Origin of the sequence: Salmonella sp. SAL04196 (assembly GCF_046550835.1) — a bacterium.
In the GTDB taxonomy this organism is placed as follows: Bacteria; Pseudomonadota; Gammaproteobacteria; order Enterobacterales; family Enterobacteriaceae; genus Salmonella; species Salmonella enterica.
On record NZ_JBGDXE010000012.1, the window covers coordinates 16268 to 40477 of the forward strand.

34 protein-coding genes and 1 pseudogene are annotated in these 24210 nt (G+C 51.3%); 27 read left to right on the forward strand and 8 right to left on the reverse strand.

Annotated elements, in window-relative coordinates:
- The first annotated feature begins 134 nt into the window (after positions 1-134).
- From rseD to ACLJPE_RS22355, 6 genes are all read left to right on the forward strand, one after another.
- Complete coding sequence (gene rseD / locus ACLJPE_RS22330) at positions 135-299, forward strand: rpoE leader peptide RseD (protein ID WP_014344135.1); 165 nt, start codon at positions 135-137, stop codon at positions 297-299.
- Entirely contained in the window at positions 296-871 is a 576-nt protein-coding gene (gene rpoE, locus ACLJPE_RS22335; RefSeq protein WP_000003307.1) for an RNA polymerase sigma factor RpoE, read from the forward strand. Before rseD ends, rpoE begins: the two co-directional genes overlap by 4 nt.
- Before the next feature lie 31 nt (positions 872-902).
- Positions 903-1553, forward strand: coding sequence for an anti-sigma-E factor RseA (gene rseA, locus ACLJPE_RS22340; RefSeq protein WP_001168374.1), 651 nt, complete (start codon positions 903-905; stop codon positions 1551-1553).
- The gene (gene rseB, locus ACLJPE_RS22345) at positions 1553-2509 is read left to right on the forward strand and encodes a sigma-E factor regulatory protein RseB (protein ID WP_000812021.1); all 957 of its coding nucleotides are present in this window, start codon (positions 1553-1555) and stop codon (positions 2507-2509) included. The genes rseA and rseB overlap by 1 nt, the downstream gene beginning before the upstream one ends.
- Positions 2506-2985 (forward strand): SoxR-reducing system protein RseC, encoded by a 480-nt coding sequence (gene rseC / locus ACLJPE_RS22350; protein ID WP_000589087.1) that lies wholly within the window; start codon positions 2506-2508, stop codon positions 2983-2985. The genes rseB and rseC overlap by 4 nt, the downstream gene beginning before the upstream one ends.
- Positions 2986-3482: 497 nt before the next feature.
- Positions 3483-4712: a tyrosine-type recombinase/integrase gene (locus ACLJPE_RS22355; protein ID WP_023137440.1), complete on the forward strand. Its 1230-nt coding sequence runs from the start codon at positions 3483-3485 to the stop codon at positions 4710-4712.
- On the opposite strand, the gene xis is transcribed toward ACLJPE_RS22355, so the two are convergent.
- The 8 genes and pseudogenes from xis to ACLJPE_RS22395 all read right to left on the reverse strand — a co-directional run bounded on the left by xis (position 4690) and on the right by ACLJPE_RS22395 (position 10793).
- Positions 4690-4974, reverse strand: a complete 285-nt coding sequence (gene xis, locus ACLJPE_RS22360) for an excisionase Xis (protein WP_016062825.1) — start codon at positions 4972-4974, stop codon at positions 4690-4692. The genes ACLJPE_RS22355 and xis overlap by 23 nt on opposite strands.
- 40 nt (positions 4975-5014) lie before the next feature.
- The gene (locus tag ACLJPE_RS22365; RefSeq protein ID WP_057523556.1) at positions 5015-5254 is read right to left on the reverse strand and encodes a DUF4060 family protein; all 240 of its coding nucleotides are present in this window, start codon (positions 5252-5254) and stop codon (positions 5015-5017) included.
- A 42-nt stretch (positions 5255-5296) separates the two neighbouring features.
- Positions 5297-6454: a RecT family recombinase gene (locus ACLJPE_RS22370; RefSeq protein WP_077905240.1), complete on the reverse strand. Its 1158-nt coding sequence runs from the start codon at positions 6452-6454 to the stop codon at positions 5297-5299.
- Positions 6417-9332 carry a RecE family exodeoxyribonuclease gene (locus ACLJPE_RS22375; protein ID WP_000017131.1) on the reverse strand — a complete coding sequence of 972 codons (2916 nt, stop codon included), beginning with the start codon at positions 9330-9332 and terminating at the stop codon, positions 6417-6419. Before ACLJPE_RS22375 ends, ACLJPE_RS22370 begins: the two co-directional genes overlap by 38 nt.
- A gap of 126 nt (positions 9333-9458) precedes the next feature.
- A complete protein-coding gene (locus tag ACLJPE_RS22380) occupies positions 9459-9809 on the reverse strand; it encodes a hypothetical protein (RefSeq protein WP_023195475.1) in 351 nt (116 codons plus the stop codon).
- A gap of 21 nt (positions 9810-9830) precedes the next feature.
- Positions 9831-9989 (reverse strand): YdaE family protein, encoded by a 159-nt coding sequence (locus ACLJPE_RS22385; RefSeq protein WP_000917563.1) that lies wholly within the window; start codon positions 9987-9989, stop codon positions 9831-9833.
- Positions 9982-10135, reverse strand: a pseudogene (locus ACLJPE_RS22390) (hypothetical protein); the annotation flags it as partial. The pseudogene ACLJPE_RS22390 and the gene ACLJPE_RS22385, both read right to left, overlap by 8 nt.
- A gap of 259 nt (positions 10136-10394) precedes the next feature.
- The gene (locus ACLJPE_RS22395) at positions 10395-10793 is read right to left on the reverse strand and encodes a helix-turn-helix domain-containing protein (RefSeq protein ID WP_023195474.1); all 399 of its coding nucleotides are present in this window, start codon (positions 10791-10793) and stop codon (positions 10395-10397) included.
- Between the two features lie 122 nt (positions 10794-10915).
- Between ACLJPE_RS22395 and ACLJPE_RS22400 the strand changes: the two genes are divergently transcribed.
- The 21 genes from ACLJPE_RS22400 (at position 10916) to ACLJPE_RS22500 (ending at position 24210) form a co-directional block, all read left to right on the forward strand.
- A complete protein-coding gene (locus ACLJPE_RS22400) occupies positions 10916-11137 on the forward strand; it encodes a transcriptional regulator (protein WP_024145504.1) in 222 nt (73 codons plus the stop codon).
- A gap of 15 nt (positions 11138-11152) precedes the next feature.
- Positions 11153-11473 carry a CII family transcriptional regulator gene (locus ACLJPE_RS22405; RefSeq protein WP_000426369.1) on the forward strand — a complete coding sequence of 107 codons (321 nt, stop codon included), beginning with the start codon at positions 11153-11155 and terminating at the stop codon, positions 11471-11473.
- 91 nt (positions 11474-11564) lie between these two features.
- Positions 11565-12470, forward strand: coding sequence for a replication protein (locus ACLJPE_RS22410; protein WP_053303531.1), 906 nt, complete (start codon positions 11565-11567; stop codon positions 12468-12470).
- On the forward strand, positions 12467-13159 hold the full coding sequence (locus ACLJPE_RS22415) for a replication protein P (RefSeq protein ID WP_000789019.1): 693 nt from the start codon (positions 12467-12469) through the stop codon (positions 13157-13159). The genes ACLJPE_RS22410 and ACLJPE_RS22415 overlap by 4 nt, the downstream gene beginning before the upstream one ends.
- Before the next feature lie 13 nt (positions 13160-13172).
- The gene (locus ACLJPE_RS22420; protein WP_053303533.1) at positions 13173-13772 is read left to right on the forward strand and encodes a hypothetical protein; all 600 of its coding nucleotides are present in this window, start codon (positions 13173-13175) and stop codon (positions 13770-13772) included.
- The gene (locus ACLJPE_RS22425; RefSeq protein WP_001652510.1) at positions 13769-14131 is read left to right on the forward strand and encodes a hypothetical protein; all 363 of its coding nucleotides are present in this window, start codon (positions 13769-13771) and stop codon (positions 14129-14131) included. Before ACLJPE_RS22420 ends, ACLJPE_RS22425 begins: the two co-directional genes overlap by 4 nt.
- On the forward strand, positions 14128-14499 hold the full coding sequence (locus tag ACLJPE_RS22430) for a hypothetical protein (RefSeq protein ID WP_057523546.1): 372 nt from the start codon (positions 14128-14130) through the stop codon (positions 14497-14499). Before ACLJPE_RS22425 ends, ACLJPE_RS22430 begins: the two co-directional genes overlap by 4 nt.
- Positions 14500-14606: 107 nt before the next feature.
- The gene (locus ACLJPE_RS22435) at positions 14607-15239 is read left to right on the forward strand and encodes a hypothetical protein (RefSeq protein ID WP_057523545.1); all 633 of its coding nucleotides are present in this window, start codon (positions 14607-14609) and stop codon (positions 15237-15239) included.
- Positions 15240-15481: 242 nt separating this feature from the next.
- Positions 15482-15721, forward strand: a complete 240-nt coding sequence (locus ACLJPE_RS22440; RefSeq protein WP_001217670.1) for a DinI family protein — start codon at positions 15482-15484, stop codon at positions 15719-15721.
- Between the two features lie 334 nt (positions 15722-16055).
- Entirely contained in the window at positions 16056-16658 is a 603-nt protein-coding gene (locus ACLJPE_RS22445) for a DUF1367 family protein (protein WP_000929802.1), read from the forward strand.
- Positions 16658-16864, forward strand: a complete 207-nt coding sequence (locus tag ACLJPE_RS22450) for a hypothetical protein (RefSeq protein WP_001241019.1) — start codon at positions 16658-16660, stop codon at positions 16862-16864. The genes ACLJPE_RS22445 and ACLJPE_RS22450 overlap by 1 nt, the downstream gene beginning before the upstream one ends.
- A 2-nt stretch (positions 16865-16866) precedes the next feature.
- Positions 16867-17478: a recombination protein NinG gene (locus tag ACLJPE_RS22455; protein ID WP_001096542.1), complete on the forward strand. Its 612-nt coding sequence runs from the start codon at positions 16867-16869 to the stop codon at positions 17476-17478.
- The gene (locus ACLJPE_RS22460; RefSeq protein WP_000801757.1) at positions 17475-17615 is read left to right on the forward strand and encodes a YlcG family protein; all 141 of its coding nucleotides are present in this window, start codon (positions 17475-17477) and stop codon (positions 17613-17615) included. The genes ACLJPE_RS22455 and ACLJPE_RS22460 overlap by 4 nt, the downstream gene beginning before the upstream one ends.
- A complete protein-coding gene (locus ACLJPE_RS22465) occupies positions 17612-18301 on the forward strand; it encodes a bacteriophage antitermination protein Q (protein WP_000993186.1) in 690 nt (229 codons plus the stop codon). Before ACLJPE_RS22460 ends, ACLJPE_RS22465 begins: the two co-directional genes overlap by 4 nt.
- Positions 18302-18501: 200 nt before the next feature.
- Positions 18502-18843: a phage holin, lambda family gene (locus tag ACLJPE_RS22470; RefSeq protein ID WP_162096904.1), complete on the forward strand. Its 342-nt coding sequence runs from the start codon at positions 18502-18504 to the stop codon at positions 18841-18843.
- A gap of 2 nt (positions 18844-18845) precedes the next feature.
- Positions 18846-19472 carry a glycoside hydrolase family 19 protein gene (locus tag ACLJPE_RS22475; RefSeq protein ID WP_001005894.1) on the forward strand — a complete coding sequence of 209 codons (627 nt, stop codon included), beginning with the start codon at positions 18846-18848 and terminating at the stop codon, positions 19470-19472.
- Positions 19469-19954 carry a lysis protein gene (locus tag ACLJPE_RS22480; protein ID WP_001050821.1) on the forward strand — a complete coding sequence of 162 codons (486 nt, stop codon included), beginning with the start codon at positions 19469-19471 and terminating at the stop codon, positions 19952-19954. Before ACLJPE_RS22475 ends, ACLJPE_RS22480 begins: the two co-directional genes overlap by 4 nt.
- A gap of 199 nt (positions 19955-20153) precedes the next feature.
- A complete protein-coding gene (locus tag ACLJPE_RS22485) occupies positions 20154-20417 on the forward strand; it encodes a hypothetical protein (protein WP_000381863.1) in 264 nt (87 codons plus the stop codon).
- A 69-nt stretch (positions 20418-20486) separates the two neighbouring features.
- The gene (locus tag ACLJPE_RS22490) at positions 20487-21116 is read left to right on the forward strand and encodes a hypothetical protein (RefSeq protein WP_001118131.1); all 630 of its coding nucleotides are present in this window, start codon (positions 20487-20489) and stop codon (positions 21114-21116) included.
- A 2-nt stretch (positions 21117-21118) separates the two neighbouring features.
- On the forward strand, positions 21119-22741 hold the full coding sequence (locus ACLJPE_RS22495; protein WP_001130808.1) for a hypothetical protein: 1623 nt from the start codon (positions 21119-21121) through the stop codon (positions 22739-22741).
- Entirely contained in the window at positions 22741-24210 is a 1470-nt protein-coding gene (locus tag ACLJPE_RS22500; protein ID WP_038988966.1) for a DUF1073 domain-containing protein, read from the forward strand. The genes ACLJPE_RS22495 and ACLJPE_RS22500 overlap by 1 nt, the downstream gene beginning before the upstream one ends.

Genomic DNA, 24210 nt, shown 5'->3' on the forward strand with positions numbered 1-24210 from the left:
AAAAAATATTTTATAGGGCAGGGTGTTAGCGTCGGATTTTGTAGTGAAATAAAGATGCTGTTAGGTTACTCTGCAAACGACGAAATGGGCATTTCTGTACAGATAGTGCGTTGTTCAGCATCTGTAGACTTATAATGGAAGATAAGACCTGTCTACAACATGACAAACAAAAACAAATGCGTAACGGAACTTTACGAAACATAGACACTCTAACCTGTTGCTTGCTCATAGTGCGGCTTATGGAGTGGCGTTTCGAAAGCGCGTGGAAATTTGGTTTGGGGAGACATTACCTCGGATGAGCGAGCAGTTAACGGACCAGGTCCTGGTTGAACGGGTCCAGAAGGGAGATCAGAAAGCCTTTAACTTACTGGTAGTGCGCTACCAGCATAAAGTGGCGAGTCTGGTTTCCCGCTATGTGCCATCGGGCGACGTTCCCGATGTCGTACAGGAATCATTTATTAAGGCCTATCGCGCGCTGGATTCTTTCCGGGGGGATAGCGCTTTTTATACCTGGTTGTATCGCATTGCGGTCAATACCGCGAAGAACTACCTGGTTGCGCAGGGGCGTCGTCCGCCTTCCAGTGATGTAGACGCGATTGAAGCAGAAAACTTTGAAAGCGGCGGCGCGCTGAAAGAAATTTCGAACCCTGAGAACTTAATGTTGTCAGAAGAACTGAGACAGATAGTTTTCCGAACTATTGAGTCCCTCCCGGAAGATTTACGTATGGCAATCACCTTACGGGAGCTGGATGGCCTGAGCTATGAAGAGATAGCGGCTATCATGGATTGTCCGGTGGGGACGGTGCGTTCACGTATCTTCCGGGCGCGGGAAGCTATTGATAATAAAGTTCAACCGCTTATCAGGCGTTGACGATAGCGGGATACTGGAAAAGGTATTAGGCATGCAGAAAGAAAAACTTTCCGCTTTGATGGATGGCGAAACGTTGGATAGTGAGCTGCTCAAAGCGCTTACGCACGACCCGGAAATGCAGAAAACCTGGGAGAGTTATCACCTGATCCGCGATTCAATGCGGGGGGATACGCCTGACGTTCTCCATTTCGATATATCCGCTCGCGTGATGGCCGCTATTGAAAACGAGCCAGTACGTCAGGTGTCGCCATTAATCCCTGAGGCCCAACCCGCTCCGCAGCAATGGCAGAAAATGCCGTTCTGGAAAAAAGTGCGTCCGTGGGCGGCGCAGCTTACCCAAATGGGCGTGGCGGCGTGCGTTTCACTTGCAGTTATCGTCGGTGTCCAGCACTATAATGGGCAATCTGAAACATCCCAACAACCTGAAACGCCGGTTTTCAATACCCTGCCTATGATGGGGAAAGCCAGCCCGGTAAGTCTGGGAGTGCCTTCTGAAGCAGCGCCTGTCGGCAGTCAGCAACAGCAGGTACAGGAGCAGCGTCGTCGCATTAATGCCATGTTGCAGGACTATGAACTGCAGCGCCGACTGCACTCCGAACAGCTTCAGTTTGAGCAGGCGCAAACCCAGCAAGCCGCGGTACAGGTGCCAGGAATCCAAACTTTAGGAACGCAATCGCAGTAATGAAGCAACTTTGGTTTGCCATGTCCCTTGTGGCGGCTAGCCTGTTCTTCTCAGTAAACGCCTCGGCCGACCCTGCGTCCGGGGCGTTATTGCAGCAGATGAACATCGCCAGTCAGTCACTGAATTACGAGCTGTCATTCGTCAGCATCACGAAACAAGGCGTTGAATCTCTACGTTATCGACACGCACGCCTGGATAGTCGCCCGCTTGCGCAATTGCTACAGTTGGACGGTCCCCGCCGGGAGGTCGTACAGCGTGGTAATGAAATCAGTTATTTTGAACCGGGCCTTGAGCCGTTCACCCTGAACGGTGATTATATTGTCGATTCTCTGCCTTCCCTGATTTACACCGACTTCAAGCGCCTGGCGCCTTACTACGACTTTATTTCTGTCGGACGCACCCGTATCGCAGACAGATTGTGCGAAGTTATCCGCGTTGTGGCGCGCGATGGTACGCGTTACAGCTATATCGTCTGGATGGACATGGACACCAAACTGCCGATGCGCGTTGATCTGCTGGATCGCGATGGCGAGACGCTGGAGCAGTTCCGCGTTATTGCGTTCACGGTGAGTCAGGATATCGGCAGCAACATGCAGGCGCTGGCGAAGGCGAATCTGCCGCCGCTGCTTTCTGTTCCCGGTGGCGAAAAAACGAAATTTAACTGGAGTCCATCCTGGGTACCGCAAGGCTTTAGCGAAGTTTCCAGCAGCCGTCGTCCGTTGCCGACGATGGATAACCTGCCTATCGAATCGCGGCTTTATTCTGACGGTCTGTTTAGCTTTTCCGTCAATGTGAACCGGGCGACGCAAAACAGCAGCGATCAGATGCTGCGTACCGGGCGCCGAACGGTTTATAGCAGCGTTCGCGACAACGCGGAAATCACCATTGTCGGCGAGCTTCCGCCGCAAACGGCGAAGCGCATTGCCGACAGTATCAAATTCAGGGCAGTACAATGATTAAAGAGTGGGCAACCGTTGTCTCCTGGCAGAATGGTCAGGCGGTGGTGAGCTGCGACGTTAAAGCGTCATGCAGCAGCTGCGCCTCCCGTGCGGGATGCGGCAGTCGCGTGCTGAATAAATTAGGGCCGCAAACCACGCATACCATTGTTGTGCCAAGCGCGGAGCCGCTGGCGCCGGGGCAGAAAGTCGAGTTGGGCATCGCCGAAAAAAGCCTTTTAGGTTCGGCGTTGCTGGTCTATATGTCGCCTTTAGCGGGGCTATTTCTTTGTGCGGCGCTTTTTCAGATGCTGTTTGGATCTGACCTTGCCGCATTAAGCGGGGCCGTGTTGGGCGGCGTGGGCGGTTTTCTGGTTGCCCGCGGCTATTCCCGAAAACTGGCGGAGCGCGACGCCTGGCAGCCGGTGATTTTAAACGTTGCCCTCCCGCCGGACCTTGTTCGCGTCGAAACTACCTCAATCGAAACGCGCCAGTAAACGTTTTGCCCAACGGTACACCTGCCGCGTTGGGTTGTTGTCCCGATAAGCATGCGCTTTTCCTGCGTTGCGGTGTTTTACAGGAAAAAAGCGAGGCGTTTTCCAGTTCCCGTTCTCCTTACACTATGAACATTTCCTCGCCTTAGCGTTGTAGTGTAGAATGCGGCGTTTCAGTTAAAACAGACGTTAAGCTCAGAACAGCGACCTCTAAAGTCTGGTCAACCAGGCGTAAGGCATAATAATTTATCTCTATGAAGAACATACGTAACTTTTCGATCATTGCTCACATCGATAATTGATAGCACGCCAGCCCCCGCAAACTTCCGACAAAAACGCCTCAAGATCCCCATAAAATCAGCTTTCCCAAAAACAATACTGTTTGCATGTACAGTCAACCTACGACATCATAAGTCATGGTTTTTGTGTCCACCAGCGCGTCCATATCCTATGATGGACACATTACCTCCCGTTCTGATGGACACACGCAGGGACAAATCATGGCTATTTCAGATAGTTATCTAAAGTCGTGCCTTGGGCGCGAACGAGACAAAGTTGAAGAAAAGGCAGACCGTGATGGTCTGTGGGTACGTATCTCCAAAAAGGGGGCTGTTACTTTTTTCTACCGATTCCGCTTCCTGGGCAAACAGGACAAGATGACGATCGGCAGCTATCCGGAGTTCGGGTTAAAAGCCGCGCGCGATGAAGTCGCTAAGTGGGCCGCCATTCTTGCCCGTGGCGAAAACCCACGGATCAGGCAAAGCCTCGACAAAGCCAAGATTAACAGCCGGTACACCTTCGAAGAGCTGTTTCGCGAATGGCATTCAATGGTGTGCGTTCAGAAAGAAACGGCAGGGCAGATTTTACGTACATTCGAATTGCACGTTTTCCCCAAGCTAGGGAAATACCCTGCACATCAGCTCACGCTGCACAACTGGCTCACCGTCCTGGACAGATTGGCTCAGGCATACAGTGAGATCACCAGGCGCGTAATCAGCAACGGGCGGCAGTGTTATTCTTGGGCGGTAAAACGGCAACTGCTTGAGGTTAACCCGCTATCCGAAATGTCTGGCCGTGATTTCGGCATCCAGAAACAAATGGGCGAGCGAACCCTGGACCGCAAAGAGCTGGCGATAGTCTGGCGAGCCATTGAGGATTCCCGCCTCATTGAGCGCAACAAGATCCTCTATAAATTGTCACTTATATGGGCGTGCAGGGTCGGCGAACTCCGGCAGGCTGAAGTCGCACATTTTGATTTTGAAGAAGGGATCTGGACTGTTCCATGGGAAAACCACAAGACAGGGCGGAAGACAAAAAAACCAATAATTCGACCTATCATTCCGGAAATGCTCCCGCTGATAAAACGGGCCATTGAGCTGGCGCCTGGACGCTTTGTTTTTTCAAAATACGAAGACAAACCGATGAGCGAAGGCTTTCACATGAGCATCAGTAGCAACCTGGTTAAGTTCATGCTGAAGGCTTATAACGAGCAGGTCCCACACTTTACTATTCATGACCTACGCAGAACTGCGCGAACGAATTTCTCAGAGCTAACCGAGCCTCATATCGCCGAGATAATGCTCGGGCACAAACTGCCAGGTGTGTGGTCGGTGTACGACAAGCACACCTATGTTGAGGAAATGAGAGTGGCATATGGTAAGTGGTGGGCCCGACTTATGAGCATCGTCGAGCCCGACATTCTGGAGTTCACGCCGCGTCAGGTCGGGTGAGGCGGCCTTTATCATCACGGGTTAGATTCAGGTGAGACATCGGCTTACGGGTTGATCGTGACATCTCTTTAATCTGCCAAGCGGTGACTTTAGTTTTAAGCCATTTGTTGGAGCCACCCATATATGAACAGTCTGGTTCCGGGAATGGGTTGTTGTCGCTTGGTCGTTTTCGGTAACGATCCAGCGTCCTGGAAGAAATCCTTAGCTGACAGCAAATTTCGCTGGTGCTCATCAATTCAAAGTCTCTAATTTTTTTGCTCATCGTTTTCTCCAGTGGCCCCGCAACAGGCCATCGCTAATATTCATTTTGCCTGTGCCGGCAGATTTCTAAGTTTCCGAACGCCGATCATTGCGGTGGCTACGTAGCTGGTGGGCCGGTTAACTACTTCGACAGGAACCTTTACGCCATCCACTACAACGGTGTAATTGGTAACGTGCTTTTGTCTGCCGTAATCGCCGAACTTCTCATGATGCGCCGCCAGTGCAACATCACATGCGCGACGACCCAATGGGGATTGCTTACTGCGATTTATAAGGCGCATAAAACCTCCTCAGGCGGGAGGGCGTAACCCCTCCCGATGCAATTAGCCGATGTATTCCGGTTTCATATCATCCAGGGTGACGCGGTACTTATCGTGCAGTTCGTCGCCAAGATGACGTTTAGCAGCGCTAAGCGTGCTTTCAGCTTTAGCAAACATCTCTGCGGCTTCCGGTTCGCCAGGGTTTGGAATTGAGTTGATCACTGCCTCGACTTTGTTCTGTGCATCGACCTGGTAATAGCGCTTCACTGCTTTGTTTTTTAATTCGGTGAACAGCGCAGTACCCAGCAACGCTTTCTGTGATTCGATATCCGCACGGATTGCTTTTGCCTGATCAACGGAACTTGCTGTATCAATGCGTTCGCGAAGATCGTCGGCAACAGCATCAACGTTAGTTGCCGACTCCTGCGCGCTGGTCGTGGTGCTAACCTCGCTGGTGATTTCCTGAACGCTCATGCGCTGGGCTGGAACAGGGTTAATCTCTCGTTCTTCTCGTTGCTCAACCTCATCAGGGCTGTACACGCCGAGGATCACTTCCGGGCAGTACAGGCGAGCCCAATATTTAACGCCCAGATAGGCAATTTGCTGTTTAGGGTTTGAAACCCATAGCGGAGAATTGCGGGTAACAACGCCGGAGAGGTAAAGAGGTTCTCCCCAGGTGATTTCAGATTCACCTCGCAGAATGGCACCAACCTGAACGAACAGGCCGATCTCGTCCTCATCCGTCCAGCCACGAACGCGCTCAGTGACGGTGTACTTCCCATTTTTACCGTTTTTATCGCGTGTGATTTCCTGTGTCCTGGTGCAGCGCTCCCAGTCACCCCCATAGCGGTAATGAAAACGGCCATGAATGGCACTGGAGCTTGCGATTACTGCGTTGACCAGTTGTGCCTCGTAACCAAGAACACCGTTAACCAGGTGTGTTTTCTGCGCTACAGCGTAAGGATTCATACCCCATTGCATAGCCTGCATGACGATAGCCATACAGTCGGCTGGTTTCCCTGCAAGGTGTGCCGGTACCGTCACCTGTGAGTCTGCCATCAGGTTAGCGAAAGCTGTTAACTGACCCAGTGCCTGAACGTTAAAAATTGCGTTACTGGCAGAAATGGTGTTTGGTGCCTGCTGCTCAGTGGTAACAATATTTGTGTTTTCCATGATTTTCCCCTTATGCCTGTACGCGCAACGCTTCAAGGCGGCGCACATCAAAATCGTTCAGTTCGTCGGTGTAGTCTTCTGTGATAGGCGCTGGCCATTCACCAGTGTCGAAGCCGTTTGCTATCGCTCGCATTGTTTTGCGGTATTCCAGCATGCCAAGTTCCAGCAACTGGGTAGACGCCTCAATGATGGCGACCCAGTGGTAGTTCTCGTCTTTGTTGACGAAAATCCAGAAAAACTGGTCCAGCGCCGCAGTTTCGCAGTACATGGCCGCGCTCAGGTGATAGTCCCGATCGATGATTTCCCGGTGCAACTTCGCACGCAGGCCTTCCTGCTTGATGTTCCACATGCTGATAGTTTTCAGGTCGGCGCCAATGCGCAGGCCGCCCATATCGAGCTCAAGGTCAGGGCGTACCCGAACTTCCAACCCGGTTTCCTCATCAATCCCAAAATAGCTAACCTCGACAGCGCGGCTTGGGTGAGTCAGCAATTTGCCGGCGGTCGGGTGCTCCAGCAGGGCTTTCTGAATGTTCAGCGCGGTGCTGAGCTGTTGGCGGGTGACCAGCACTTTCCCTTCGGTGTTCTCCCGCCACGCATCCAGCAATTCGTCGGCGAATACCGCTGCCGGGTTGACTGATTTCACGGCCTGAATCAGATCGGCCTTCGTGCCAGATACTTTCAACGGCGACGATTTTTGCGCTTCCTGAGCGACCAGGTCAGGGTTGATTATTGCCAGTTGCTCCAGCAGCGCGTCACGGCTGCCGCTGGTTTTAACCGGCGCGGGCAGGGTGGCGTTGTACTCTTTGATGCAGGCTTTCATCGCCGTGGCTGTATGTTTGGTGCCGTTTTCAATGCGCTGGAATTCTTCGGGAAGCTGCTCATACGATGCATAGGTTTCATCTACCGAAGCTCCAAGCGGCATCTGCGACGGCAGGGTGGCGTTGTACTTTTCCAGCAGCGCTTTGATATCGTCAGCACTCAGCAGCGCTGGCAGGCTGGCGTTGTGCGCGTCGATGAACTCGCGCAGGGTGGCGGTGGTGGTGAAAGCACCCTCAGGGATCTCCGGCTCTACGCTGAACTCCGCTTCGAGGTTTTCCGGCTGTAGAGCCAGAGCATGTACCAGGTTGCCCATATCAAGCACTGGAGAGCGCTCTTTGACGATAGTCTTCTCTACGTGACGCGCGTTAAAGTACATCAGCGACACGCGAGCATCTTTCACCTGAGTTGAGCTGATCCCGTTGGCGGCGTGGTAAACCTCGTTTGGTACACCTTCATAGCGGCCCGGCTCGAAGTATTCCGGCCAGGCTGCTTCTGGCTCTTCTTGTTGCGATTCCGGTACGTTTTGTTGCGCCTCAGGTTCAGATTGGCTCACAGAATCGTTGTTCTGGTGCGTTTCAGCCTCTACGGTAACTGCTTCTTTACCAGTACCCAGATCGCCTTCGCCTGCCTGCACCGCATCACCAGCCTGTTTTTCATCACTGTCAGCTTCTTGAACCTGCACATTGCTGGTGATCTCCGGATTCGTTTCTGTGCCATGAGTTGATGAGTTCTGCATTAAAGCGGACACGTCGAAAATACCGTTGCCGACATTTTTAACCAGTTCAGGTTCGGTGGTCGGCTGGCTTGTCCCGGTCTTCACCCATTTTGGGTCGTTCGGGTCGCTGATGCCTTCCACATATTCACCGCGCGCGGCGGCAAGCTGTCGGTTGGCTTCTTCTACCGCGTCTTTTTCCGGAGTGTGTCGGGCAGCCGTGAGAGCTTCCTCGGTGGGGTTCTCGTGATCAGTCTCCGTTAAGTTGGCGTTGATATACCCCTGAAGGCGTCCGGGGTAGTGATAAAACTCAGGGTGTGCGCTTCGGATCAGCGCGAAAATAGCGGCGCGGGAATAATCCAGGATACCGGGCGTTGCGCGAAGTGCTGCGGACCATTCTTTGAATGGACTTTCCTTTTTCTTTACGATTTCTTTTGCGCGACGGTAAACGCTGCCAGGTAGCTCATAGATATTAAAGTCCATAGGCAAAGTGGCCATTGCAATCTCTACGTCCAGAGTATCGAGAGTGTGTTCGTAATCAGGGTTACGGTCAGTCTTATTGCCACCGCCAGCGTTGGCGCCGCTTTCAGTGCGTTGAATAGCCGATACACGGTTGCCTTTCGCCCACTCCTTAACGAGCAAACCGCGATCGATATGCTCCGTCTCGAACCATGTTTTAAGGAACTGGATAACAGTCGCCAGTTCAGGAGTTTTTCCATCGACAGGGAATACTTTTTTAACGGCATTCACTATTTTGTGAATGTCATGTTCAATGGCTTTCTTGAACGCTTCAACATTCTCGGCGGCAAGCAGCAGGTTCTGGACATATGAATTATCGGTGTCCATTTCGAGACGCAGAATTTCTTTTTTCTGGGAGGCGTCGACGTGATAAAGATACTCACCTTCACCTATGTACTGAGCAAGAACGCGGTGACGGAGAGGCATAGTTGCGACAACAGTCAGCTCGGGGGCTGGGGCTGTTGCCTGGGCAGGGCTGTTGCTTTCGTTACCAAAATTTTCGGTGTGGTCTTCCAGCACTTCGCCTGTTTCGGTATCAACACCATCGACGATATGCTGGCGCGCCGCGGCGGCTGCTTCAGATGATGGCAGGGTGACGCCGGGGATTTGCGTCCAGGTCATATTGTCTTTAGCGAGTTGATAGTAATCGCAGAAAGTGAGGCTCAGTTCGCCTTCCGGCGGCAGCTCGTTAACGACAGGGAAATTAGTAGCGACAGCTTTGAAATAATCTTTCAGCTTCGCACCGGATTTAATCAGAAGATAATCCAGTGTTGCATTTGCCGCTTCAAAATCATCACTGCACCAGAGTACAGCGTCTTTCTGGCCTGATGATTTCTTTGCTTTGCGGACTAAAAATACAGGATTAGTTCCACTCATTGTTTTGTCCTCAATTCGTGTAGAATGGAGGTGCCTTAACAGCACCCCGATATATCTGGTTGTTAGGTCCGGTTCGCTTTGGTCGGTTGGACCGGACAGGGCACGCCCGCTTCGGTGGGCGTTTTCTTAATGGATGGTCTGATAAAATTTTTCTGAGTAATCAAGCTTGTAACTTCGGTAATTACCAAACCCTGCTTGTTCTCCATCACTTACCTTGACTGTGAGCAGCGAAATGGCTTCTACAGCACAATGAGGACAGTCGAACTTTCCGAGTACATATCCACCGTCGAGAATCACAGTAGTTTCGCCAGTTGAATTTGAGTGAATAACGCCTGAGACTTTCTTTTCGCAATTGAATAAAGCAATGCTCTTATTAACTGCTTTCAGGTTCATTTCGATTTTTACGATTTCCATAAGTTCTCCAGTCTTAAATTCAGGGTGTAGGAAGCCACGCCAAATTAATGGCGAATCTTTCATTTCATATTTCGGAACTACTATTTAACTTTCGTGCGCCATCTGGTCGTATTCAGCGCACTGCCTGGAACAATATTCCTTTTCTTTGCGCGCCAGTTGCGAGCCGTTGCGATAGAGAAGTGTGTTTTTTACTTCTTTGCCTTCATCAATGGATTTGCGGCAGTAACCGCATTGTTTAAGCATCCGGATCTCCTTTCTGCGCCAGCAGGTAGCAGAGGCGGCGGATTAAAACCTCAATCCGGTTGAGCGGGACGGCCTGCTGTCGAGCTGGTTTACGTGCGAAATCAATCATTCTCATCCTCGTGCCTTATCGCCGGCCAGCGGAACGTTTATCACCTGCTGCGCGTTAACCTTGCCATCTCATCCCGGTCTTCGTATGCCCCGGGCGGCTACTTCGTGGGCGTCCTGCCTTGATGACTCGTTGCTGCGTTTTGATGAGATAACACTACAAATAAAATTATCAACAGTCAAATGAAAATTGATAAATAAATTATCATTGATGTTTTATTTTTTAGAAGGGTGATGCGAAAGGTAGGATTAAGGCGAAAAAAAACCGCCATTTAGGCGGTATGTTTTGTGAAGAAAGTATTACTCGGGTGGAGGTTCAATCTTTCTGCGCTTCAGATATTCAGCCATGAAGCGATCAAGCTCATCAAGCCGGGTAGCGGCTAAACTAATGAACCTGTCTTGTTCTTCTTCAGGAAGCTGGTCAAATACGAACAAAAGCTTTTTCTGCCGTTCGTTAAGCACAGTCTTGCTGTCAATGGCAGACTTCATGTCTGATTCTTCTTCACTGGTCATGAAAAACCAATACAGCGGCTTCCCCAGTGCTGCGGGGAGCATTTCAAGCTTATCTTTACGTGGAAGTATGCCTGAGTTACACCATCCGCTCACCGATTGAGAGTTTACACCCACCCGGCGACCTAATTCTGACTGTGATATTCCCGCCTCATCTATGGCCTGCTGTAGACGCTCTTCGAATTTCATAATCAATTCCAAATTTTACTGACTAATCAGCATACAAAGTTTTATTTCATATGTGACCAGTTAATTTACTTGACACTGATAATTAAATTATCAATCATGTGATAACAAAATTAGGAGGTCATATGGACAAAGAAGTACAAAAAAAAATCCTATCGGTGTGCGGCAGCCAGTCCGAGCTAGCCCGCCGCTTAGGCAAAAACTCACAAACTGTTTCAGCGTGGTTTCGAAACGGGGTTGCTGGCAGAGAGGTCATCAATGCTAGTAGGGCTCTTATGTGGAAAGTCACACCCCATGAGTTACGCCCGGATCTTTACCCCAATCCAACTGACGGCCTTCCGCAATGATGAGGATTATCACGAATGGAGAACGCAATTGCACGAAAGTTAGACCCACCAGAAATCAACCCGGTTGAGATAGAGAGTGTCCTGCTCAACCGGCTTGCATCAGTAGGGCAGAAATCATACGCCGAGCATATGGGCATCAGCGAGTCGACAGTCAGCAGGCGTAAAGCTGAGGGATATTTCTGCAACATGGCGAAAGAGCTGGCTTTTCTTGGGATTCAGGCCGCGCCACCGGAGGCGGTACTGGTATCCAGAAACTATCTCACAGCCGTAGAGATTCTCGCTGATGCCGGGCTAAAGGCTGAACGAGCCAGGCCGGATGCGCTGGGGTGGGACTGAAAATGGCAGCAACCAAAAAGGCGAAAGCCGCGGTGAGGGGTCACCAACGGCTTTCAGGTGGAATTAACTGGATCAATTCACAGGAGTAATTATGGCAAACACTGCCGAAGTAATCAATTTTCCTGTGCCTGACGTGGCACCTAAGGAGCTGCGCGTGGCAGATCTCGATGATGGCTATACGCGCCTGGCAAATGAACTTCTGGATGCCGTGATGTGTTCTGGTTTGCCGGAGACTGAGCTGTGCATCCTGATGGCCGTATGGCGCAAAACGTATGGATACAACAAGAAAATGGACTGGATCAGCAACGAGCAGCTAGAGGAGATGATTCAGAAGCATCATACCCATTGCTCGACAGCAAAAAACAGTCTGATCAGGAAGAAGGTACTGATTCAGGAAGGCCGCAGGGTTGGTATGAATATCCATATTTCCGAGTGGCAAACTAAAAATAACGGATTCTGCAAAACATTAGCTAAACCTGCTAAGAAAACCTTAGCGGAAGTTGCTAACGCACCTAAGCAGAAGTTGCTAACCACAAAAGACAAACTAACAAAAGACAATATTAAAAGATCTACGTCCGAGAATTCTGACGAATCCTCTGACAAGCCAGGAAAGAAACCTCATGTTCTAAAACCCGAAGCAGCGATTCAGAGAGGCAACAAGTGGGGAACTGCTGAAGACCTAACTGCTGCCGAGTGGATGTTTGACCTGATAAAAACCATTTCTCCATCAGCCAGAAAACCTAACCTGGCAGGATGGGCTAACGATATACGCCTGATGCGTGAATGTGACGGACGAACACATCGCGACATGTGCGTGCTGTTTCGCTGGGCGTGCCATGACAGCTTCTGGGCTGGCAACGTCATTAGCCCGGCAAAGCTCCGCGAAAAGTGGACTCAACTCGATATCAACCGCAACAAGCAACAGACTGGAACAACTGCCTCTAAGCCAAAACTTGACCTGAATAACACTGACTGGATTTACGGAGTGGAGCTATGAAAAACATTGCTGTGCAGATGGTTAATTTTGACCGTGAGCAGATGCGCCGTATTGCCAACAACATGCCGGAACAGCATGACGATAAACCGCAAGTTGAGCAGGTTGCTAAGGTCATCAACAACGTGTTCAGCCAGCTTATGGCCGCGTTCCCTGCTACCACGGCTAATCGCAGCCAGGCCGAGATGAACGAAATCCGGCGCCAGTGGGTTCTGGCCTTCCGTGAGAATGGCATTACCACCATGGAACAAGTAGCTGCCGGAATGCGTGTCGCCCGCCGTCAGGAGCGTCCGTTTCTGCCATCGCCGGGACAGTTTGTAGCGTGGTGCCGTGAGGGGAGTGGAGCACTAGGGGTCAGTGTTGACGACATCATGGGCGAATACTGGCGTTGGCGGAAGCTTGTTTTCCGTTATCCGACCAGTGAGCAGTTCCCATGGCGAGATAAAAATCCGCTGTATTACCACGTCTGCCTGGAGCTGCGCCGCCGGGGAATGGAAGGGCAACTCAGTGAAAAAGAACTTATCCGGGCCGCTGGCGACATTCTGCATGAGTGGGAAAAGCGGGCTCTTGCAGGTAAACCCATACCGCCTGTTCGTCGCGCTTTAGCCGCGCCGTCGCGGGATCGCGGTCCAACGCCAGCCGAGATGTTAATGGCGAAATACAAACAACGCAAAGACGCCGGTCTGATTTAACAGGAGCAACCAAATGAAAGAACGTGGAATGATTTTTAACGCTGAGATGGTGCGGGCAATTCTCGACGGTCGGAAGACGCAGACGCGGCGTCCGGTTAAGTTCCCATTAATCGATAAGAACATGGGGTGTGAGTTAGCAGGCAACGAATTGGCCGGTGAGCTGGCGGCGCACAACTACTGGAATAGCCCTTATGGTAAGCCAGGCGATCGCATCTGGGTGCGGGAAACATTTCGTGTCCATAGCCGGGCAACGGATGTCGCCACGCTGGTCTACCGGGCCAGTGTCCGAAACTCCTGGACTGAGCAAACTCATCGCGTTCCCGTTGCGGTTTGCAATACACCAGCCACACCAGAGAAGTGGACGCCGTCTATTCATATGCCGCGCTGGGCAAGCCGTATCACGCTGGAGATTACCGGAGTTCGAGTTGAGCGCCTCAACTCAATTACTGAATCCGACGCCGAAGCAGAGGGAGTAACTGATACAGGGTTTGGTGATCTGCTCGTTGATGGTTACCGATATCTATGGAAATCCATCTACGGCGAAGGATCTTGGGCGGCTAACCCCTGGGTGTGGGTGATTGAATTTAAACGCGTTGAAGGCGGTGCAGCATGACAATCAGCAAACAGGCGCTACGTGAAGAGTTCCTCTACATGCAAGACCACTACAACGATCCGGCAGACCGTAAGAAACAGGAAGTATATATCGCTGCTGAAGCGCTGCTGGATGAGCTGGAAAAAGAGAAGGGATACGCCAGCACATATGAGGCTGAAAAGTGGCATTACCACGGTTTGGCAGAATCAGAAGGCGAGCGAGCAGACCGGACAGAAAAGCAAGTGGACGAATTAACGATGTGGGTTAAACGACTGGCCTGTTCACTCAGAAAAGCCAGACCGAATAGCAAGTTACACGGTGCCGCAATGGACTATTTGAGCCGTAAAGGGTTAATCAGTGTGGAGGATGTATTGAGATGAGCAATAACAAACTAACAGACAGGAAAATAGCTGAAATTCTGGCGCGCGCTGAAATCTGCGACGATTCAGTTTTGACTGACTGCACCGATATTGCAGCGGCGATGCGAGAACTACAGGAGCGCCGCAGGCTGGGCGGGGTATTGCACGCTGTCTGTGAGGTGTGTGGAGTGCCGTGTAATAATCCCAATCACCCACAAATGGCTGTGGCACATGAGTACAGCGCCCCGCTAGCGCCGGAGGAAATGCCAAAAGGTCTGGCTGGTCAAATTGTCAGTCTGCTGGCGCATAACGTTGGCGATAAGTTCCTAGCTCAGAAAATCTGGAACGCCTGCCGCGCTGCCATGCTTAGCAAATGGATAACAAAATAAAACCAAATCTAAATCAAAGCATATTAAGATTTTGGTTATATCATTTCTTAATAATGATGAAAGTAATGTCTTTTTAAGGCTAATGGAACAAATCACAGGAGCATTTAATGAAATACTCTAGAGTTGAACAGTCAACAGGAACGTCGATCGACCACAATTTGGGCTACTTTCTTGATCCTCAGAAGTATGTTCCCATTACTGAATTTGTTGATGAATCGGCCGCATTAATCAAACTCAATCTTATACATGAAAACTTTCTTTCAATAGTAATCGAAAATCTCCGTCGAGAAGGAACCGAAAAGTTTGTAGATGTTGACAAATACTTTATGCCTAAGATTAAAACCGCCGTCGCACTTGGTCTTCCTGTTTCATTGGCTAAATGCCTCACGGAAATGAACAATATTCGTAATAAGTATGCTCATAAAATCGAGTATATAATAACCGATGAAGATGTGGAACGTATTGACTACTCGATAATGAGTGTCCCCGTTGATGATATTAACCATGCCTCACTAATTGACAGCACCCCAATAACATCCATCACTAATTTTGGCGCAAGTTCTATCGCCTTTATGAATGATATTCCTAAGGACTTTCCTGATAATCGGAGGCGAATTTGTAAGTTGGTTGCTATGGCGTTTTGCATCTCTAACTTGGGAGCTTTTTGGCTGCTAAATGAGCTTCATCGGCAAGGAAAACTGAAAATGGGTAGCACAAAAATGGCGTTTAAGTCCTCCTAGCAGGTTATGTAGCTTCTCTATGCTGAGGCGCTAGTATGGGCAAACCTGCCAGAGCTTTGCCAGCCGAATGAGATTGCAGTCTAAAAACTTTAGACAATTTAACCCGCTGCGGCGGGTTTTCCCGCCTGAAATCTGATATGAAACAACAGGCTAGCTTTTGCAAAAAGTGCTATTCACCTCTTGAATATTCTTTCTAACAGGTATACTGTGTTTATATACAGTAGTTAAATGTAGAGGGAATTATGAGAATTGAGCTTGTTATCAGCCGGACAAAACAGCTTCCGGAAGGGGCAGTTCCTGCACTGGAAAAAGAACTAATTACCCGTCTCCAGAATCAGTATGAAAACTGCAACTTAACCATCCGTCGAGGCAGTCAGGATGGTCTGAGTATCGTCGGTGCTGCTGATGGCGATAAAAAACGTATACAGAGCATTCTGCAGGAAACGTGGGAAAGCGCTGACGACTGGTTTTATGCATATTAAGCATCGTGGAGTCGCAGACGTTTCCAGAAATAAAGTCAGTGTGACGGGGGGTTACATGTTAGAAGACTTACCAGAATCAGGGTATGCGGTTATACGTTGTTACGATCATTGTGTAGTGGCAAGGTTCGGTAGTATTCCGGATAGCGGACGCGCCCTGATGTATCGTCGTGGTGACGAGATATCTTTTGTTCCCCTTCACCCTGATGACATAGTTGGAACTCCAACATTATTTACGCAAATGTTAGAAAAGGCAGGCTATCGAATTACCCGTTGCTTTGATACACTTCAAATGTAGGCCTGAACAACCTGCACCTGCTGCGCCACGGAGAACACCATGGCGCACGAATTACAACTCATCAAGCAGTCATCTGGAATTCTGATCCCCGCTACGCCGGAGACCAGCGAAATTCTGCAATCAAAAATTAAACTCGGTGCCGTGCTGGTGGCTGAGTTCCGCCAGGTGAGGAATCCTGCATTCCATCGCCGCTTTTTCGCGTTGCTTAATCTTGGGTTTGAATACTGGGAACCCACCGGCGGCGCCATTTCTGCCAATGAGCGCAAACTGGTAAACGGTTATGCAAAGTTTCTCGCTGCATATGGCGGGAATGAAAGCGCATTACTGGATGCGGCTGAACAGTATCTGGAACAGATTGCAAACCGCCGGGTAACAAACGGGATTAGCCTGTGTAAATCTTTCGATGCATACCGCGCATGGGTGACGGTTGAGGCTGGTCACTATGACGCCATCCAGTTACCGGACGGCACCCTTCGCAAACATCCCCGCAGCATCGCTTTTTCCAGCATGGATGAGGTCGAATTTCAGCAGTTGTATAAATCCGCGCTTGATGTGCTCTGGCGGTGGATTTTATCACGGACATTCCGTACCCAGCGCGAGGCCGAGAACGCCGCCGCCCAGCTCATGAGCTTTGCGGGGTGATGGCGATGAAATACTCCTGGTTCCATCATCACGACTGCACAACCGAGCAGGCCGACACGCTGATATCGGATTATCAGAAGCGGGGCGTAAGGACAGAAAAGAGCCTGAACCCTGACTTCATTACCTGGACTGTCAGCGCGAAATTACCTGAATATGCACACCGGGTGCGGACGCCAAAATCCTTACGCCAAAAGGTCTGGGGGTGAACATGGCTAAATTACCGCGCCGTAAGTGCGCAAACAAAGAATGCCGCCAGTGGTTTCACCCGATACGCGAGGGGCAGATCGTTTGCTCGTACCAGTGCGCCAGCGCCGTCGGCAAAGAACAGACCAGAAAAGCTCACGAAGCCGCGCAACGTAAGGCGCAATCACTTCAGCGCGCCGCTGAGAAAAAAGAACGCGCCGCCTGGCGCCAGCGGAAAGCCGCGGTTAAGCCGCTGAAGCACTGGATTGACTTGACGCAGCGCGCCGTAAATGACATTTGCCGCGAAACCGAACTGGCAGAAGGACTCGGTTGCATCTCCTGTGGAACGAAGACGGCGTTCGCATGGCATGCAGGCCATTACAGGACTACGGCCGCCGCGGGGCATCTGCGCTTCACTCGCTTCAACATCCATCTTCAGTGTGATGTCTGCAACGTCTACAAATCAGGGAACATCGAAGCATATCGTACCGCGCTGGTTGAGCGTTACGGTGAGGCGGCGGTGCTGGCACTCGAGAACAATAACACCCCGCACCGCTGGACGGTCGAGGAGCTGAAGGAAATCAGGCTCGCGGCTCTGGCGGATCTGCGTGCGCTAAAAAAGCTGGAGGCCGCATGAAACCAGAACTGATCGAGATACTCCGCATGCGCTGGCAGCGCCTCCGTATTTACCGCCGTCCGGGGTCGGTGTTGGTTGACTACCGCATCCTGCGCAATTTTGTTCGTATTTATCAGTTCACAGGATTTACTCAATGAACGCTCTATACCTCCAGTATGTACGTGAACAGCTAATGGTAGCGACAGCCGATTTAAGCGGGGAGACTAAAGGGCAGCTTTTGGCCTGGCTGGAGAACGTGCAATTCGACACGAAAAACTATCCCCGAAAAAAACAGCGTATCTGGGACGAGGAAACAGAAAGCTGGATAACGTTAAATAACCCGCCAATCCCCGGCAAGCAGTCGCTGGCGAAAGGAAGCGCTATCCCGCTGGTGAAGCCTGTGGAATATTCCACTGCCTCATGGCGCCGGGCGGTTCTTTCACTCGATGAACACTACAAGGCGTGGTTGTTGTGGAATTACAGTGAGAATACCTGCTGGGAACACCAGGTCGAAATAACACGTTGGGCGTGGTGCGAGTTCAGACAGCAGCTTGCAGGGAGGAAGATGGCTGGCAAGACAGTGGAACGGCTGAAGAAACTTATCTGGCTGGCGGCGCAGGATGTCAGAGAGGGGCTGGCCGGACGATACGTCTACCAGCAACAGGAGCTTGCCAGCCTGTGCGGGGTTAAGCCTGACAACTGGAGCCACAACTATGCGGACTACTGGCGCGCGATGAGTAACATCTTTAAGAGGCTTGATACCGAATCTCTGCTTTGTCTGGTGAAAACAAGATCACAACAAAAAGCGACCTTTTCGCAGCAGGGTATTGCAAAAGTCAATTAAATAGCATACATTTTGAGTAAATCTGATATCGTCGCCATAGCTTCAATCGTCGACCAAACAAATTCAAGCCCCGCCATCGTGCGGGGCTTTTCTGTTTGTGCCGTCCGGAATAATCCCTCTGAGTTTTGTCGTTAATCCACCGGGCGGCCTTCCTACTTCACACTGCGCCATCCGAGCTATCGGAGGTGAGGCTTATGAAAATGCACAACGATCCCCATTCCTGGCAGGGCTGGCTGGAGCTGTTCCAGAGCTGGTGGCGAGGAGATACGCCGCTGGGCGCTGTTCTGATGTCGTTATTTATGGCTGGCCTGCGTATTGCGTACTTTGGCGGTAGTGGTGGCTGGAAGAAAAAGACACTCGAAATTCTGCTTTGCGGCGCCCTGACGTTGACCTTCTCATCTGCGCTGGAATATTTCGGCTGGCCCAAGTCCCTGTCTGTTGCGATTGGTGGCGGCGTCGGCCTTATCGGCGTGGATGCGATCCGCGGCTTTGCAATGAAGTTTATCAGTGGTCGTATCGGTGGGGATAATAACAAGGTTTAATCATGAACGAGTCTCAATTTCAGCAGGCGGCTGGTATCAGCGCCGAACTGGCCGCGCGCTGGTATCCACATATTACGGCGGCAATGAGCGAATTCGGTATTACTGCTCCACTGGATCAGGCCATGTTCATTGCTCAGGCGGGACATGAAAGCGCTGGTTTTACAAGGCTGGTGGAGAGCTTCAACTACAGTATCGCCGGGCTGACCGGATTCATCCGCGCCGGGAGAATCACTCCAGATCAGGCCAGTACTCTTGGGCGAAAAGCCTGTGAGAAGGCGCTTCCGCTCGAGCGACAGCGTGCAATAGCTAATCTGGTATACAGCAAGCGAATGGGTAACAACGGGCCTGGCGACGGCTGGAACTACCGCGGGCGTGGACTTATCCAGATCACAGGTCTGAACAACTACCGTGATTGCGGTAACGGGATCAAAACTGAGCTCGTTGCCCATCCGGATCTACTGGCACAGGATACGTATGCTGCCCGTAGTGCAGCGTGGTTCTTCGCGACTAAAGGGTGTCTGAAATATTCCGGCGACATGGTACGCGTTACACAGATAATCAACGGAGGGCAGAACGGCATCGGAGATCGGCGAGAGCGCTTTGAAAAAGCAAAATCGGTGCTGGTATGAATCTGTTACCTGTATTACTTAAAAAATACTGGTTGCAACTCTCAGTGACTTTGCTGATTGCTGCACTTGCATGGGCAACAGAGCATTACCGCAATAACGCTATCACTTACAAGTACCAGCGTGATACTGCTACTCACAACCTGAAGCTGGCGAACGAGACAATTACCGACATGACGCAGCGCCAGCGCGACGTTGCCGCCATTGATGAAAAATACACGAAGGAACTCGCCGATGCAAAAGCTGAAAATGATGCTTTGCGCGATGACGTTGCCGCTGGCCGCCGTCGCCTGTTCGTCAACGCCACCTGTCCCGCAATGCCGACAGGTAAATCCACCTACGCCGCCCGCGTGGATAATGCAGCCCGCCCCAGACTGGCAGACTCCGCTCAACGGGATTATTTCACCCTCAAAGAGCGAGTGACAACAATGCAAAAGCAACTGGAAGGGGCGCAGGACTATATCAGGACGCAATGCCTGAAGTGATTCGTCACCTAATAAACTGAACAGCCTGACTTTGGACTGGCTTTTGTATGCCTGAATTTTGCCTCGCTGAATAATCCGTCAGTTATTCCTGCCTTCGACTTCCGCGGAATGGTGCTAGGAATTTTGGAATCAATAATATTGAAAATCCTTATGTTATGAGATGATGGCTATCCAACACATACAATTATGAGGGACCTCCATGGATACTGTCTTTTTTTTAGAAAAAACCATTTTAATTAACGATGATAGCGATACATCTGGGGTGTTCCGATATGAGATATATAAAACAGAATTTGAAGGACTAGTCCTTGCGATAGCATATTCTGAGAAAACCGTTATGGCAGAAGGTTCGGAAGTAACATTTTGGGCGAAGGCAGGTGAAACCACCTTGACTAATCGTCGAGATATTTATGGTGCAATTGAGGCCTGTAAAGCTCATTACAGACAAAACTATAAAAAGTAATGACACTATTTAAATGAAAAAGCCACCTGTAGGTGGCTTTTTCATAGCTATAGCATTAGGAACATAATCATGGCAAAACCGGACTGGGAGGCCATCGAGACGGCATACCGGGCCGGAGTGATGTCCCTCCGTGAAATTGCGTCACATCATGGTATTAGTGAAGGTGCTATCCGCAAGCGCGCAAAGCGTGATGACTGGTCCCGTGATCTTAACGCCAGGATTCAGCAAAAGGCTGATGATCTGGTACGCAAACAGGAAGTACGCAAAACGGTACGCACCAAAACGGAACTTACAGAACGCGTACTGATAGAAGCCACAGCGGAGGTAATAGCCTCGGTTCGCATGGAGCACCGGGGCGATATTCGCCGGGCCCGGGAACTCACAAACACGCTTTTTGATGAACTTGGTGCGCAGTGTGCTGATGTAGGGGCGCTGGAGCAGCTGGGTGACATCATGTTCGATCCTGACGATAAAGGCCGTGACCGGCTCAATGAAACTTATCAAAAAGTCATCAGTCTGCCTTCCCGTGTGAAATCTCTGAAAGACCTGAGCGACAGCCTGAAAACGTTGATCGGCCTGGAGAGAGAAGCATGGAGTATAGGTGCTGTCAGTGAACCAGAAAAAACGCCTCTACCAGGAAAAAATACTGATCTGACAACTGATCAGGCAGCGGAGCTATACAAAAAAATGATGGGTTAATTATGCCGTTACCATTCTCCTTCGATTTCAAACATCCAGATTACCAGATGGTGTTTGAATGGCGGATGGAACGCTTACAGCGCATTCGCCAGCATCCTGAGATGCTGCCCGCGTTGAAGCAGTTTTATCGTACTAACCCGGCTCAGTTCATCATCGACTGGGGCATGACGACGGACCCGCGTAATATCGATTATGGCCTGCCGGTCACCATCCCTTTTCTGCTATTCCCGAAACAGGAAGAGTGGATTCACTGGATTATGGAACGCTGGGGCAAACGGGAGAACGGTATCACCGAAAAATCCCGTGAAATGGGGCTGAGCTGGACGGCGATCGGGATGGCCTGCTCGCTTTGCCTGTTTAACAAAGAGATGGTCATCGGCTTCGGTTCCCGTAAAGAGGAATATGTCGACAGTACTGGTGACCCTAAGGCGTTGTTCTGGAAGGCGCGCAAGTTTGTAGAGACGCTGCCCGTCGAGTTTCGTGGGTCGTGGAATGAGAAGAAGCATGCACCGTACATGCGTGTTGAATTTCCTGAGACAGGCGCGGTCATCAAGGGCGAGGCTGGTGACAATATTGGACGTGGTGACCGAACCACACTCTATCTGGTGGATGAGGCTGCATTTCTGCAACGCCCGCTACTGATTGATGCGGCGTTATCGCAAACCACCCGTTGCCGTATTGACCTGAGTTCAGTCAACGGCATGGCGAACCCGTTTGCGCAGAAACGCCACGGCGGAAAGATACCGGTATTCACATTCCACTGGCGCAGCGACCCCCGTAAGGATGATGAGTGGTATCGCAGGGAATGCGAGAAAATCGACAATCCGGTGGTAGTGGCGCAGGAGCTTGACCTGAACTACAGCGCATCAGCGGAAGGTGTCCTGATCCCCTCAGACTGGGTACAGGCTGCTGTTGATGCACATATCAGGCTGGGCATCCAGCCAACTGGCAAACGACTGGGCGCGATGGACGTTGCCGACGAAGGTCGGGACAAAAACGCCTTTTCGACCCGTCACGGTTTTCTTCTGGAGAACGTGCGGGAATGGTCCGGCGTGGGCAGCGACATTTACCAGTCTGTTGAGAAGGTCTTCGGCTTTTGTGAACAGGATAATCTCGAAGAGTTTCGCTTCGACGAGGACGGTCTGGGGGCTGGCGTTCGCGGCGATGCGCGTGCCATTAACGAATTACGCAAAGCCGCCCGCAGGCCGCCAATACTTGCCACACCGTTTCGTGGTAGCGGCGCGGTATTCGATCCTGATGACGAAGCCGTACGGGGCGACAATGGGCAGGCTGCACGCCTGAACAAGGATTTCTTCGCCAACGCCAAGGCACAGAGCTGGTGGTACTTACGCAAGCTCTTCCGGAATACCTACCGCGCCGTTGTTGAAGGTATGGCCTACAACCCGGACGAAATTATCTCCATCAGCAGCACGATGGAGAGCAAAGACAAACTCATCATCGAGCTTTCGCAGCCAACCTACTCCATTAACGGCGTGGGGAAAATCGTTGTGGATAAACAGCCTGACGGTACCAGGTCGCCGAACCTCGCCGACTCGGTGATGATCAGCTACGCGCCAATGAATTCAGCCCTCAATATCTGGGAGCTGCTAGGGAGACAGGCCTGATGGCACGAAACAAACAAGCCTCGCGACGAACGGTGCAGGCCACGGCCGACGGCTACGAGAACTTTGTCGCCCGCGTGGGGATGCAGACGCCTAACCAGCACTCCGCATCGACCTACCGGGCGAACTTCACCAGCCGCAACCGTATGCTGGTGGAATGGTCCTATCGCTCATCCTGGCTCATCGGTGAAGCGGTAGATGCTATCCCCGACGACATGACCCGCAAAGGCATTCGCATCACTTCTGAGATTGACGCAAAAGACCGTGGCACTCTCGAAGCGCAGCTGGATCAGTTGCAAATCTGGGATGCGCTGAACGACGTACTGAAATGGTCTCGTCTCTACGGCGGCGCGGTGGGCTTCATCATGATAGAAGGTCAGGCGCCCATGACCCCGCTACGGCTCGAAACCATTGGTGAAGGCAAGTTTAAGGGGATTCTTCCGCTTGACCGCTGGATGATTAACCCGGTACTGACCCGCCGCATTAAAGAAATGGGGCCGAATCTCGGCAAGCCTGAGCTTTATGATGTGGTGACCACCGCAACGGGCATCCCCGCCTGGCGTATTCACCATAGCCGCCTGATTCGCTTCGATGGGGTGACGCTGCCATTCCAGCAGAAGATGACCGAGAACGAATGGGGAATGTCGGTTGTAGAGCGTATCTGGGAGCGGCTTACTGCGTTCGACAGCGCCACTGTCGGTGCGGCGCAGCTGGTCTACAAAGCGCATCTGCGGACCTACAAAGTGGAAAAACTCCGTGAGCTTATTGCACTGGGCGGCCCGGCATTCGAGGCGTTGCTGAAAAACATTGATCTGATCCGCCAGTTTCAGAGCAATGAAGGCATGACGCTAATGGATGCCAAGGATACCTTCGAAACCCACCAGTACAGTTTCAGCGGTCTGGATGACATTCTTTCGCAGTTCGCCGAGCAGATTAGCGGTGCTGTTGGCATTCCATTGGTGCGCCTCTTCGGGCAGTCCCCTAAAGGTTTCTCAACGGGTGACGCAGACCTTGCCAACTATTATGACCGGGTCAGTTCATTGCAGGAGCGTCGCTTACGCCTGCCAGTGCGCCGGGTGCTGGACATTATGCATCGTTCGGAGCTCGGTAAGCCGCTGCCGGACGATTTCACGTTTGAGTTTAACCCGCTATGGCAGATGTCAGATGTGGACCGCTCAACGGTGGCTGTAAATACCACCACGGCGATTGTCAATGCGTTGGATGCAGGTCTGATGACAACCAAAGCCGCTATGACCGACCTGCGTGAGAACTCCGATGTTACTGGCATCGGGGCATCCATTACCGACGAGGATATCGAGAATGCCGAAGACGAAGCGCCACCAGGCATCGGCGAACTTGTCGACAAACCGCCAGAGCCGACAGGCGGAGATCCGATATCGAACGAGCCTACGGCAGATAGCGCGGGCGGTCGGGGATATCGTAAATGGGCACTACGATGGTTCAAACGATAG